This is a genomic window from Microbacterium forte, from assembly GCF_031885415.1.
Taxonomy (GTDB): domain Bacteria; phylum Actinomycetota; class Actinomycetes; order Actinomycetales; family Microbacteriaceae; genus Microbacterium; species Microbacterium forte.
Genome location: NZ_CP116871.1, coordinates 805892 through 818262 on the forward strand (window position 1 = coordinate 805892; position 12371 = coordinate 818262).

Genomic DNA, 12371 nt, shown 5'->3' on the forward strand with positions numbered 1-12371 from the left:
GGGCTCACCGGATGACGTCGAAGTCGGCGCCCACGGCATCGAGCTTGGCGAGGAACTTCTCGTAGCCGCGGCTGAGGATGTCGACTCCCGACACCTTCGACTCGCCTTCGGCCGTCAGCGCCGCGATCACGTGGCTGTACCCGCCGCGCAGGTCGGGCACGACGATGTCTGCGGCGTGCAGCGGAGTCGGCCCGGTGATGACGGCCGCCTGCTCGAGGTCACGACGCGGCACGCGCCGCGGCCCGTCCTGCAGCCCTCGCGGGTGCACGACGATGTCGGCGCCCATCTTGACGAGTGCATCGGTGAAGCCGAGACGGTTCTCGTAGACCGTCTCGTGCACGACCGAGCGGCCGTTCGCCTGCGTCAGCGCCACGACGAGCGGCTGCTGCCAGTCGGTCATGAAGCCGGGGTGCACGTCGGTCTCGACGACGACGGGCTTGAGCTCGCCTTCGCGGCGGAAGAGGATGCCGTCCTCCTGGATGTCGAACCAGCCGCCCGCCTTGCGGAAGATGTTGAGGAAGGTGAGCATCTCCTGCTGCTTGGCTCCGCCGACGAAGATCTCGCCGTCGGTGGCCAGCGCCGCGGATGCCCACGAGGCCGCCTCGTTGCGGTCGAAGATCGACCGGTGGTCGTAGCCGCGCAGTGTCTCGACGCCCTCGATGAGGATGACGCGGTTCGGCTCGTACGAGATGATCGCGCCCATCTTCTGCAGCACGGCGATCAGATCCATGATCTCGGGCTCGATGGCGGCGTTGCGCAGCTCGGTCGTCCCCTCGGCCCTGACCGCGGTCAGCAGCACCTGCTCGGTGGCACCCACGCTCGGGTACGGCAGGTGGATGTTGGCGCCGTGCAGGCGGGCTCCGCCCCTGGAGAGACGGATGCCGCTCGGCAGCTTCTCGACGATGGCGCCGAACTTGCGCAGTGCGTCGAGGTGGAAGTCGATCGGCCGGTCGCCGATGCGGCATCCGCCGAGGTCCGGGATGAATGCCTGACCGAGACGGTGCAGGAGCGGTCCGCAGAACAGGATCGGAATGCGGGAGGCACCGGCGTGGGCGTCGATCTCCTCGAAGTGGGCCGACTCGACATCGCTCGGGTCGAAGACGAGTGCACCCGGCTCATCGCCGTCGGAGACCCGGACACCGTGCACCTCGAGCAGCGAGCGCACCACCGCGACATCGCTGATGGCCGGGACGTCGCGCAGCACGCTGACGGTCTCACCGAGCAGCGAGGCGACCATCGCCTTGGTCGCGAGGTTCTTCGCTCCCTTGACGTCGACGCGGCCGCGCAGCGGGCGGCCTCCACGAATGGCGAGGACGTCACCGGTGAGTGGGGGGACTCCGTCCGGAAGAGCGTCGCGCACAGGTGTCGTCATTCGGAGCCTCACTTCATTCAACGGAAATCGGGGCGGGGTCGCCCTCGGCTCCCCCGCCCCGCCGTTCAGTGAACGGGAAGGGTCCGGGGCCGCCACGACTCGCGACGGGCCTCGAACTGCGCGATCTTGTCTTCGTTGCGCAGCGTGAGCCCGATGTCATCGAGCCCTTCAAGGAGCCGCCATCTAGTGTAATCGTCGATCCCGAGGTCAGCCTGGATCTCACCGATCGACGCGACCCGCGCCTCGATGTCCACCGTGATGGAAGCCCCGGGATTCCGGTCGATCTCGGCCCAGATCCGCTCGAGATCCTCTTCCGAGATGGTCGCCGCGACGAGCCCCTGCTTGCCTGAGTTGCCCCGGAAGATGTCGGCGAAGCGCGGGCTCAGGACGACCGCGAACCCGAAGTCGCGCAGCGCCCAGACGGCGTGCTCTCGGCTCGATCCGGTGCCGAAGTCCGGTCCGGCGACGAGCACCGACGCCCCCTGGAAGGCGGGCTGGTTGAGCACGAACTCGGGGTCCTGGCGCCAGCCGTGGAACAGCGCGTCCTCGAAGCCGGTCTTGGTGACCCGCTTGAGGAAGACGGCGGGGATGATCTGGTCGGTGTCGACGTTCGAGCGCTTCAGCGGAGCGGCGATACCGGTGTGGGTGACGAACTTCTCCATGGTCAGACCTCCGCCATCTCGTTCAGGTCGCTGGGACTCGACAGCGTGCCGCGGATCGCGGTCGCCGCGGCGACCAGCGGCGACACCAGGTGTGTGCGACCACCCTTGCCCTGCCGACCCTCGAAGTTGCGATTCGACGTCGACGCACAGCGCTCGCCCGGAGCGAGCTGATCGGGGTTCATACCGAGGCACATCGAGCAGCCGGCGAACCGCCATTCGGCTCCGAAGTCCTTGATGATCTTGTCGAGGCCTTCCGCCTCGGCCTCCAGCCGGACGCGGGCCGAACCGGGTACGACCATGACACGCACGCCGTCGGCCTTCTTCTTGCCTTCGATGATCGACGCGAACGCGCGGAGGTCCTCGATGCGGCTGTTCGTGCACGAGCCCATGAAGACCGCATCGACCGGCACCTCCTTGAGCGGCGTACCAGGGGTCAGATCCATGTACTCGAGGGCGCGCTCTGCGGCGGCGCGCTCGTTGGCGTCGGCGATCTGAGCCGGGTCGGGAACCGACGCCGACAGCGAGCTGCCCTGACCGGGGTTGGTTCCCCATGTCACGAAGGGCTCGAGATCGTCGGCGTCGATGAAGACCTCGGCATCGAAGGTCGCACCCTCGTCGGTCGGCAGGGTGCGCCAGTAGGCGACGGCGTCGTCCCAGTCCTGGCCCTGGGGAGCGTGCGGACGCCCCTTCAGGTAGTCGAACGTCGTCTCGTCGGGGGCGACCATACCCGCACGGGCACCGGCCTCGATCGACATGTTGCAGATGGTCATCCGGCCCTCCATGGACAGCGAGCGGATCGCGCTGCCGCGGAACTCCAGGACATAGCCCTGCCCGCCACCGGTCGTGATCTTCGCGATCACTGCGAGGATGATGTCCTTCGCGGTGACTCCGGGGCGCAGCGTGCCCTCGACGGTGATGGCCATCGTCTTGAAGGGCTTGAGCGGAAGCGTCTGGGTCGCCATCACGTGCTCGACCTCGCTGGTGCCGATGCCGAAGGCCATGGCGCCGAAGGCCCCGTGAGTCGACGTGTGCGAGTCTCCGCAGACCACGGTGATCCCCGGCATGGTGAGCCCGAGCTGCGGGCCGACGACGTGCACGATGCCCTGTTCGGCATCGCCCAGAGAGTGCAGACGGACGCCGAACTCGGCGGCGTTGCGGCGCAGCGTCTCGATCTGAGTGCGGCTCGTGAGGTCGGCGATGGGCTTGTCGATGTCCCACGTGGGCGTGTTGTGGTCTTCGGTGGCGATCGTCAGGTCGAGGCGACGCAGCGGACGGCCCTCCGATCGCAGTCCGTCGAACGCCTGAGGGCTCGTGACCTCGTGCACCAGGTGCAGATCGATGTAGATGAGGTCGGGCTCGCCGTTCTCGCCCTTGACGACGAGGTGGTCGTCCCAGACCTTCTCAGCGAGGGTCCTCGGACGTGCGGGAGCAGTGTCTGCTGCGGGGATGTTCATTGCGTCTCTCCTGAAGCTGGCGGTTCGGCCCACGATGGACTCCGCGACGAGGAGGGGCTCAGAACGAGGTCTCGTCGCGGCCGCTAAGAAGGAGCACGATCCGCATGACGTCAGATTACCACCGCTTCAGCGACCGGAGTCGCCGCGTGACACGCTACTGTCACCCGCACATTCGAGAGGCATCCGCATGACCGACGACACGACCGGCTTCGCCACCAGAGCGGTCCACGCCGCCCGGAATCAGGGCGCCGCGTCGTCGAGGGCGACGCCGATCTATCTGACTGCGGGCTTCGAGTTCGATGACTTCGATCACGCCGCAGACCACTTCGGCACCGGCGCCGGCTTCGGCTACACCCGCACGGGCAACCCGACGGTGAGCGCCGTCGAGCGACAGCTCGCAGCCCTCGAATCCGCCGCGGACGCGGTGCTCGTCGCGAGCGGACAGGCCGCGGTCGTCACCGCTTTGCTGACCGTGGCCGGAGCCGGAGACCACATCGTGGCATCGACGCACATCTACGAGGGCACCCGAGGGCTCCTGCTCGACAACCTCGCACGGCTCGGCATCGAGACGACGTTCATCGACGAGATCGCCGACCCTGCTGCGTGGCAGGCAGCGATCCGCCCGACCACGCGCGCGCTGTTCGCGGAGTCGATCGCGAACGCCCGGAACGACATCTTCGACATCGCCGCTGTGAGCGCGGTCGCGGATGAGTTCGCCATCCCGCTCATCGTCGACAACACGCTCGCGACGCCCTTCCTGCTGCGTCCGATCGAGCACGGTGCCGCCATGGTCGTGCACTCCGCATCGAAGTTCCTCGCGGGTCACGGGTCCGTGCTCGGCGGTGTGATCCTCGATGACGGTCGTTTCGACGCGGATAGGGCCGGTCACAACGCACCGCACCTGGTGCTCCCCGGCCGCGGGGGCTTCCCGAGCGTCTTCGCCCGCCACGGCGGCAACGCTCGGATCGCCTACGCCCGCGAGTCGGTGGCTCCCCGCTTCGGCGCCTCGCCGTCTCCTCTCAACGCGTTCCTGATCGGACAGGGCGCCGAGACCCTCGGCCTCCGGGTCGAGCGCCAGTCCCGGAACGCGCTCGAGGTGGCCCGTTGGCTGGCCGCTCAGGATGCGGTCGAGAGCGTCGATCACGTGGGCCTCGAGACTCACCCCGACCATGCTCTCGCGCAGCGGTATCTCCACGGCGGGTACGGGTCGATCTTCACGTTCACCCTCCGCGGAGGGCTCGACGCCGCACGCGACTTCGTCGAGAGCGTGGAAGTCTTCACGCACATGACCCACATCGGCGACGTGCGCTCGCTGGTGCTGCACCCCGCGACCACCAGCCACTCGCACAGGACACCCGAAGAGCGCGACATCCTCGGTGTGCAGCCGGGAACCCTTCGGCTGTCGGTCGGCATAGAAGACGTCTCCGATCTGATCGCCGACCTCGCTCGGGTGCTCGAGCCGGCGCGAGAGGCCGTCGCATGACCAGGCCCCAGCACTTCGGCTGGTTCCTCGCCCGCGGTTTCGGTCCGCAGGGGTGGGGATACCCGTCTCTGGACTGGGACTACGACTGGACGCGTCCCGAGATCTATCAGGAGGCGGCGCGGACGCTCGAGCAGGCAGGCTTCGACCTCGTGATCATCGAGGACGCGCCGTCTCTCGGCTCGCCGGACACGATCGACCTCCGCGTACGCCATGCCTTCGGCGGGCCCAAGCACGACCCGCTGCTCCTCGCTCCCTACCTGTTCCAGGCGACACGGCACCTCGGAGTCGTGCCCACCGTGAATCCCGCGGCGTACCTGCCCTATACGGCGGCGCGGCAGTTCTCCACCCTTCAGCATCTCAGCGGTCACCGTCTCGGGCTCAACGTGGTGACCGACACCGGCAGCGCGCGTCACTTCTCGGCCGCGGCGCAGCTCGGACACGATGCCGCCTACGACCGGGCCGAGGAATGGCTCTCAGGCATCCGCTCGCTCTGGCGCAGCTGGGGCGACGGAGCGCTGGTCGGCGACCGCGAAACGGATGTCTTCGCGGACGGATCGAAGCTGAGCACCGTCCGGCATCGCGGAGAGCACTACTCTTTCGACGGCCCTCTGAACGCCGTGCCGTTCACCGACGGCGAGCCGGCGATCGTCTCCCCCGGCGGGTCGGGTCGCGGCCTCGGATTCGCCGGCGCCAACTCCGATGTCCAACTCGCCCTCGCTCCGCTGGACGAAGCATCCGTGCGCGCCTACCGCGCGAAGATCCACGACGCGGCGATCGCCGCCGGGCGCTCAGCCGACGACATCAAGATCCTGTTCGCGATCCAGCCCGTGATCACGGCATCCGCCGAAGAGGCCGACCGGATCGTCGCTGCGTCCGCGCACCCCGATGATGCGGCTCTCGTGCAGATCGCGCGCAAGCAGTCGAGCGATCTCGAGACCGACCTCACCGCACTCGACCTCGAGCGGCCGCTCGATGTGTCGATCTTCGGGGAGCACGTCTCGCGCGGAAGCATCCAGCGCCTGATCGGCGACCGTGGCGAGGATGCTCCGCTGCGCGCCCACCTCACCGCCCTCGCCCGCGCCGGCCGCATCGCCGACCGTTCGGGCTTCGTCGGGACGGCCGACGAGTTCGCCGATCTGATCGAGGAACTCGGAGAGTGGGGCAACGACGGCGTGCTGCTGTGGGGCGACTTCCACCCCGTCACGCTGCACCGCACACTCGACGAGCTCGTGCCGGTGCTGCGTCGCCGTGGGATCCTCCGCCGCGACCACGTCGATGGCGGCCTGCAGGCCAACCTCCGCGCGTTCTGACAGGAACGGCGGGGCCGGGCCCTACCAGCCCATGGAACCCGGCACGCCCTTGAAGGGCCCGACGACCGACGACGTGACCCAGCCGCCGTAGAATCCTCCCGGCTGCGGAACGACGACCTCGTCGCCGACTGTGCACGCGTCCATCGGCCCCGCGTACACGGCCACCCGGTCGCGCAGCAGCTCGAAACCGGGCGAAGGATGCGGGTAGTTCCATGCCGCGCCCGCGGCCGTCAGGCCGCCGCCACGCACATCGAGATAGCGCGCGGCACCCTTGAACTCGCAGAACGATGAACCCGGGGCATCCGAGAGCGCGCCCTCGATGAAGTCGGCGATCGGCAGATAGTACACAGGAGGGTGACTCGTCTCGAGCACCCGCACGGCATCGCGCGTATCGGCGACCAGAACGCCGCCGAGGCGGATGGTGACGCGCTCGGGCACCGGCTCGACCCTCGGTGGCCGCGGATAGTCCCATACGGATTCCTGACCGGGCGAGGGGACGATCGGCTGAGGTCTGCGCATCTGTTCACTGTACGTCGCGCGGTGTTGACTGGGGTCATGGCTCAACTACCGATGTTCCCGCTCGGCTCGGTGCTGTTTCCCTACACCCCGCTTCCGCTTCGCGTCTTCGAGCCGAGGTACCTCACGATGATCGGACACCTGCTCGACGACGACGACCCGCAGTTCGGCGTCGTGCTCATCGAGCGCGGTCACGAGGTCGGCGGCGGCGACCGACGCAGCAGGGTCGGCACGATGGCCCGGCTGGTGAGCGTCGCGGCGGACGCCCAGGTGCTGCACACCCTCGCGGTCGGCACGGCCCGCTTCACCGTCGATCAGTGGCTCGACGACGCGCCCTTTCCTCGCGCCGAGGTCACGCAGCTGCCTGAGCTGACGTGGCACGACGCGCTGACCCCTCTGCGGACCGAAGCAGAGGCGATCGTGCGGCGAGTCCTCGCACGCGTGGACTCGCCGTGGGATGCCGACACCGAACTGTCAGACGATCCGCTCGCCGCAGCCTGGCAGCTCGCCGCGATCGCACCGCTGGGCGAGTACGACCAGTTCGCCCTGCTGCAGTCCAACTCGCTCGGCGCCCTGCTGGGCCAGGTCATCGATCTCACCCTCGAAGCGGAGCTCCTCTGGTCAGCCGAGTGAGCGGGCTGCGCTCACTCGACGATCGCTGCCTTCTTCGCCGCCGACTTCTCGCGCGACGACGCGATGAGGCTGGCGACCGTCGCGACGGTCATCGACACGACGATGACGCCCAGCGACACCATGTTGTCGATGTCTGGCACCCATTCGACGTGCTCGCCGCCGTTGATGAAGGGCAGCTCGTTCTCATGCAGCGCGTGCAGGATGAGCTTGATGCCGATGAAACCGAGGATCACGGCGATGCCGTAATGCAGGTACCGCAGGCGATCGAGCAGATCGCCGAGCAGGAAGTAGAGCTGACGCAGGCCCATGAGCGCGAAGATGTTCGCGGCGAAGACGAGGAACCCGTTGGTGGTGATCTCGAAGATCGCGGGAATCGAGTCGATCGCGAAGATCAGGTCGGTGACACCGATCGTGATGAACACGATGACCATCGGCGTCCACATGCGCTTGCCGTCGACCGTGGTGCGGAGCTTGGAGCCGTCGTAGGTCTCGCTGATGTCGATCCGGCGCCGGAGCAGGCGCACGATGAAGTTCTCCTTCTTCACGTCGTCTTCGTGCTCGCCCTCGGGCATCGCCTGCTTGATCGCGGTGTAGATGAGGAACGCGCCGAAGACGTAGAAGATCGGCGAGAAGTGCTCGACGACCGCCACTCCCACGAGGATGAACGCCCCGCGCAGGACGAGCGCGATGATGATGCCGACCATCAGCACCTGCTGCTGCAGGCGTCGCGGGACGGCGAACTGCGCCATGATCAGCACGAAGACGAAGAGATTGTCGATGGACAGGCTGTATTCGAGCGCCCAGCCGGTGATGAAGTCGCCCGCGTTGCGCCAACCGGCCACGTTGCCGAGGAGCACAGCGAAGAGAAGCGCGAGGGCGACGTAGAACACGACCCACAGGGTCGACTCCTTCGTCGAGGGGATGTGGGGGCGAAGGCGGATCAGAAGCAGGTCGCCGATCAGAATGATCGAGAGGACGATCATCGAGGTGATCTCGAACCAGACGGGGATTTCCAAGGGCGTACAGCCTTTCGGGAGGGTAGGAAGAACGCCGAAAGTCTCTCCCACGCACAGAGTGCGTCGCACGACCGGAGCAGCGATGTCGGTGCTCGTGATGACGGTGGATGCGCTTGCGGGATACTCCCTCTCGCGTCACCAATGCTAGCGGAGCGGAAGGGCCGTGGTGGCATGGTCGACGTGACCTCGAACTCGCACCCGGACACCGCCGCGAACGTCCTCCCTCGGCGTCCTCCGGCAGCGGACGCTCGCGAAGGTGCGCGCGCAGCCCGCACACTGATCTGAGACGATGGGGCATCTTCCGACACCTCCCAGGTGAGAGACACCGAACGGAATCGGGATGCCAGTGCAGACGAGTGATCAGAAATGGGCGGCACAGGCCGCGGCAGGTGACGAGAGCGCCTTCCGCGAGCTGTACCGCTCGTATGTCCGCCCGGTCTACTGGATCGCGCATGGAATGCTCGGCTCCCCCGCCGATGCCGAGGATGTGACCCAGGAGACCTTCGTCACGGCTTGGCGCAAGCTTCCGGGGTTCGAGCTTCAGGGAGAATCGATCCTCCCGTGGCTCGCGACGATCTGCCGCTTCCAGGCCGCGAATCGCCTTCGTCAGCGCAGGCGCGACCAGGCCCACACGACGGAAGCGGTGGACGAGACCCTGCCTTCGACGATCAGCGTAGAGGAGCAGGTGATCACCGCAGACCTCGCGGAGCGGATCGCCGCCGAGGTCGGCACGCTGAGCGACCTCGACCGCGCGATCTTGCGACTCTGCGCCGCCGAAGGCTATGCCTACCAGGCCGCGGCCGAGGAGCTCGGCGTGAGCCATGCCATCGTCCGGAACCGTCTCTCACGAGTCCGCACCCGACTTCGCGGTGCCGTGAAGGAAGCGAGCGACGCATGAACGACAAGACCAGCACCGAGCGACTGCCCGAGCTCACCGATGCCGCAGTGGCGCGCATCGAGACAGCCGTGTTCGACCACATCGCCGCCGAGCGGCCACGACGGGCGCCAGCCGCAGCAGGGGCTCGACACCGCCGGCGTCGGTGGATGACGGGTGCCGGGATCGCGGCGGCGTTCGTCGTCGGCGTCCTCGTCACTCCTCCGATCCTCACTGCGGTGGGCGGGTCGGCGACGAGCTCGGCCGAGGGCGGAGACATGGTCGTCACGGAGGAGTCACGCTCCGGCTCCGCCGACCAGGGCGCACCTGGGGCCGCGACGGACTCGGCCGAGTCTGCACCGGCGGTCGGAGATGTCGCAGTCACTGATCGCGAGATCATCGCGACCGCCAACGCGACAGTGGAGGTGAAGGACATCGCGGACGCCGCCGACACGATCGGCGCCCTGGCCGAGTCGCGCGGCGGGTATGTCGAGAGCACTGAGATCGGCAAGAGCGTCGCCGTCGACGGCACTTCGGAGCCGGCGCCTTCCGACCCCGGGTACGGCTGGATCAGCATCCGCGTACCCTCCGCCGACCTCGCCGCCGTCATCGATGAGCTCGCCACCTCGGGCGAAGTGCTCTCCTCATCGATCTCGAAGCAGGATGTCACCTCGACGGCGATCGATCTGCGTGCGCGCGTGGATGCCACCAGGGCATCGGTGCAGCGGCTCACCGAGCTGATGTCGCAGACCGGCACGGTCGCTGAGCTCATCGAGGCAGAGGTCGCGCTCACCGATCGCCAGGGGCAGCTCGAGTCGTACGAGCAGCAGCTCGCATCGCTCGAGGACCAGGTCGCGATGTCGAGTCTCACTGTTCAGCTGACCCGTACGACGCCGCCGACGACCGCCGACCCGGCCGGGTTCTCGGACGGGCTCCTCGCCGGCTGGAACGGCCTCGTCGTCTCAGTGAACGCGCTGGTGATCGCCGTCGGATTCATCCTGCCGTGGATCGCGGTGGCCGGAGTGGTGGTGCTGGTGATCTGGCTCATCCGGCGCGCACGGCGCACTCGTATGGCAGCCGGCGAGCCGCCTGCCGAGAGTTGAGTCGCATCTGCGAAAGGCCCGCCGCTCTCTGCGAGAGGCGGGCCTCATCGTTGTTTTTCCGCGGTATACAAGAAGTCTTGTGAGAACTCAGCACCGGTTCTACGGTTACGTCCATGGAAGACATCTCGGTGATCACGGCGGTGCACCATCCGCTGCGCCGCCGCATCTACGACTATCTGCTTCTCTACGGCACCTCGCAGGTCACCACGCTCGCGCGCTCGCTCGGGAGCCAGGTCGGGAGCATCAGCCACCACCTGAGGATGCTCGAACGAGCCGGGCTCGTCGAACGCGACGAAGACCCCTCCGGCGACCGTCGCACCAGCTGGTGGAAGCCCGCTCGACGTGGGCTCACCTGGTCGGCGGAGGACTTCGCCGACTCCCCCGCCGACGCTCTGCTCGCACGGGAGGCGCAGCGCCAGGGCATCCGGATGCAGATCGAGCGTCTTCAGCGATGGCAGCGCCGCCATGATGACCCTGCCTATGCCGCGTACGACGCCTCGAACACCGAGACGACCGCCTGGGCTTCTCCGGACGAACTCCGTGATCTGAGTGCGCGCCTTCTGCGCACGATGGAGGAATGGCGGGCGTCCGTCGACCTCGAGGACGGACAGGAGCGCACGCCGATCTTCTTCTTCGCCCACGCGTTCCCGACGACGCCATGAGCACCGCGGTCGAACCCGTGCAGCTGTCGGAGCCACCGACGTTCAGACGAGACCGTCGTGTGCACGCGTGGATCGCCGTCAAGGCGCTCTCGGATGCCGGGGATGCCCTCTGGACCATCACCCTCGCCTGGACGGCCGTGCAGACTGCCTCTCCCGCTATCGCCGGGCTCATCGTCGCGGCAGGGACGATCCCTCGGGCGATCGTGCTCCTCTTCGGCGGTGTGATCGCCGACCGCTCCGATGCGCGGCGGGTGATGATGCTGTTCAACGTGCTGCGTGTCGGCGTGCTCGTGGCCGTGGCCCTCTGGGTCCTCGCGACCCCACCGACGGTGGGCGTCCTGCTGTTCGCGGCGATCGCCTTCGGAATCTGCGATGCGTTCTATGAGCCGTCTGCAGGAACCGTCGCCCGCCAGCTCGTGCACCCGGGGGATCTCCCCTCCTATGGTGCGCTGGCCCAGACCGCGTCGCGCCTCGGAACCATGGCGGGCGCGGCGATCGGCGGCGTGCTCGTCGCGTACGCGGGACTGGTGGGCAGCGCGGCGGTCAACGCCCTCACGTTCAGTCTGGTCGTCGCCTTCATCGCGATCTGGCTCCGGCCACGCTTCCTTCTCGCCCGCGCGGCGAGGGAGTCCGTGCTGCACGGCATCGCCCGTGGATTCGCCCACCTCGGCACTCACCCGACCACCCGCACCCTCGTCATCGCGCTCTCAGGCCTCAACCTCGCGGTCGGACCGGCGGTCGGGATCGGGCTCGCCCTGCGCGCGCACGACGAGGGATGGGGCGCTCAGTCGCTGGGGTTGTTCGAGGCGCTGCTCGGACTGGGCGCGGCACTCGGTGCCGTCTCGGTCGTCAAATGGCGACCGCGAAGAGAAGCACTCGCCGGCTTCTGGGCGCTCGTCGTCCAGGGCGTCGGGATCATCGCACTCGGCTGGGGCCCGGCGTGGACGGTCGCGACTGCGGCCTTCGTCATCGGCGCAACCGCGGGCTACGCCTCGGTCCTCCTGAGCGCCACCTTCTCCGCCACCGTCGACACCGCCTACCTCGGCCGGATGGGCTCGATCACCCGTCTCGGTGACGACTGTCTCATGCCCGTCGCCATGGCGGGGTTCGGTCTGCTCGCCTCGATCACGGCAGTCTGGGTGCCGTTCGCCCTCTTCGGCGGCACGATGATCGCACTCATGGTTCTGCCGCTGAGCAACCGCACGTTCCGGCGGCTCGCCCTCGTGCCGAAGACCTGACTCCCGCTGACCTCCGTGAGGGGTGCGATGCGCCCGCACAAACGACGA

12 protein-coding genes are annotated in these 12371 nt (G+C 67.9%); 7 read left to right on the forward strand and 5 right to left on the reverse strand.

Annotated elements, in window-relative coordinates; translation table 11 throughout:
* Positions 1-4: 4 nt before the first annotated feature.
* The 3 genes from murA to leuC form a co-directional block, all read right to left on the reverse strand.
* Positions 5-1372 (reverse strand): UDP-N-acetylglucosamine 1-carboxyvinyltransferase, encoded by a 1368-nt coding sequence (murA, locus tag OB895_RS04060; RefSeq protein WP_042541704.1) that lies wholly within the window; start codon positions 1370-1372, stop codon positions 5-7.
* Between the two features lie 65 nt (positions 1373-1437).
* On the reverse strand, positions 1438-2034 hold the full coding sequence (leuD, locus tag OB895_RS04065) for a 3-isopropylmalate dehydratase small subunit (RefSeq protein ID WP_079112724.1): 597 nt from the start codon (positions 2032-2034) through the stop codon (positions 1438-1440).
* Between the two features lie 2 nt (positions 2035-2036).
* Positions 2037-3488: a 3-isopropylmalate dehydratase large subunit gene (leuC, locus tag OB895_RS04070; RefSeq protein ID WP_042541706.1), complete on the reverse strand. Its 1452-nt coding sequence runs from the start codon at positions 3486-3488 to the stop codon at positions 2037-2039.
* Positions 3489-3675: 187 nt separating this feature from the next.
* Between leuC and OB895_RS04075 the strand changes: the two genes are divergently transcribed.
* Positions 3676-4971 (forward strand): O-acetylhomoserine aminocarboxypropyltransferase/cysteine synthase family protein, encoded by a 1296-nt coding sequence (locus OB895_RS04075; RefSeq protein ID WP_079112723.1) that lies wholly within the window; start codon positions 3676-3678, stop codon positions 4969-4971.
* A complete protein-coding gene (locus OB895_RS04080; protein ID WP_079112722.1) occupies positions 4968-6281 on the forward strand; it encodes an LLM class flavin-dependent oxidoreductase in 1314 nt (437 codons plus the stop codon). The genes OB895_RS04075 and OB895_RS04080 overlap by 4 nt, the downstream gene beginning before the upstream one ends.
* A gap of 21 nt (positions 6282-6302) precedes the next feature.
* Here OB895_RS04080 and OB895_RS04085 read toward each other — a convergent pair whose 3' ends face one another.
* Complete coding sequence (locus OB895_RS04085) at positions 6303-6800, reverse strand: DUF427 domain-containing protein (RefSeq protein ID WP_079112721.1); 498 nt, start codon at positions 6798-6800, stop codon at positions 6303-6305.
* Between the two features lie 36 nt (positions 6801-6836).
* On the opposite strand from OB895_RS04085, the gene OB895_RS04090 reads away from it, so the two are divergent.
* Entirely contained in the window at positions 6837-7430 is a 594-nt protein-coding gene (locus tag OB895_RS04090; RefSeq protein WP_042541710.1) for an LON peptidase substrate-binding domain-containing protein, read from the forward strand.
* Between the two features lie 11 nt (positions 7431-7441).
* On the opposite strand, the gene OB895_RS04095 is transcribed toward OB895_RS04090, so the two are convergent.
* The gene (locus tag OB895_RS04095) at positions 7442-8446 is read right to left on the reverse strand and encodes a TerC/Alx family metal homeostasis membrane protein (RefSeq protein WP_042541711.1); all 1005 of its coding nucleotides are present in this window, start codon (positions 8444-8446) and stop codon (positions 7442-7444) included.
* 340 nt (positions 8447-8786) lie between these two features.
* Here OB895_RS04095 and OB895_RS04100 point away from each other — a divergent pair, with 340 nt between their 5' ends.
* From OB895_RS04100 to OB895_RS04115, 4 genes are all read left to right on the forward strand, one after another.
* Positions 8787-9344 (forward strand): RNA polymerase sigma factor, encoded by a 558-nt coding sequence (locus OB895_RS04100; RefSeq protein WP_079112720.1) that lies wholly within the window; start codon positions 8787-8789, stop codon positions 9342-9344.
* Positions 9341-10423: a DUF4349 domain-containing protein gene (locus OB895_RS04105; RefSeq protein WP_079112719.1), complete on the forward strand. Its 1083-nt coding sequence runs from the start codon at positions 9341-9343 to the stop codon at positions 10421-10423. Before OB895_RS04100 ends, OB895_RS04105 begins: the two co-directional genes overlap by 4 nt.
* 113 nt (positions 10424-10536) lie before the next feature.
* Complete coding sequence (locus OB895_RS04110; RefSeq protein ID WP_079112718.1) at positions 10537-11085, forward strand: ArsR/SmtB family transcription factor; 549 nt, start codon at positions 10537-10539, stop codon at positions 11083-11085.
* Positions 11082-12323, forward strand: coding sequence for an MFS transporter (locus tag OB895_RS04115; protein WP_079112717.1), 1242 nt, complete (start codon positions 11082-11084; stop codon positions 12321-12323). Before OB895_RS04110 ends, OB895_RS04115 begins: the two co-directional genes overlap by 4 nt.
* The last annotated feature ends 48 nt before the right edge of the window (positions 12324-12371 follow it).

Excerpts from the sequence above, each read along its gene's own strand:
- murA (WP_042541704.1), bottom strand. The coding sequence starts at position 1,372 with ATGACGACACCTGTGCGCGACGCTCTTCCGGACGGAGTCCCCCCACTC.
- leuD (WP_079112724.1), bottom strand. The coding sequence starts at position 2,034 with ATGGAGAAGTTCGTCACCCACACCGGTATCGCCGCTCCGCTGAAGCGC.
- leuC (WP_042541706.1), bottom strand. The coding sequence starts at position 3,488 with ATGAACATCCCCGCAGCAGACACTGCTCCCGCACGTCCGAGGACCCTC.
- OB895_RS04075 (WP_079112723.1), top strand. The coding sequence starts at position 3,676 with ATGACCGACGACACGACCGGCTTCGCCACCAGAGCGGTCCACGCCGCC.
- OB895_RS04080 (WP_079112722.1), top strand. The coding sequence starts at position 4,968 with ATGACCAGGCCCCAGCACTTCGGCTGGTTCCTCGCCCGCGGTTTCGGT.
- OB895_RS04085 (WP_079112721.1), bottom strand. The coding sequence starts at position 6,800 with ATGCGCAGACCTCAGCCGATCGTCCCCTCGCCCGGTCAGGAATCCGTA.
- OB895_RS04090 (WP_042541710.1), top strand. The coding sequence starts at position 6,837 with ATGGCTCAACTACCGATGTTCCCGCTCGGCTCGGTGCTGTTTCCCTAC.
- OB895_RS04100 (WP_079112720.1), top strand. The coding sequence starts at position 8,787 with ATGCCAGTGCAGACGAGTGATCAGAAATGGGCGGCACAGGCCGCGGCA.
- OB895_RS04105 (WP_079112719.1), top strand. The coding sequence starts at position 9,341 with ATGAACGACAAGACCAGCACCGAGCGACTGCCCGAGCTCACCGATGCC.
- OB895_RS04110 (WP_079112718.1), top strand. The coding sequence starts at position 10,537 with ATGGAAGACATCTCGGTGATCACGGCGGTGCACCATCCGCTGCGCCGC.
- OB895_RS04115 (WP_079112717.1), top strand. The coding sequence starts at position 11,082 with ATGAGCACCGCGGTCGAACCCGTGCAGCTGTCGGAGCCACCGACGTTC.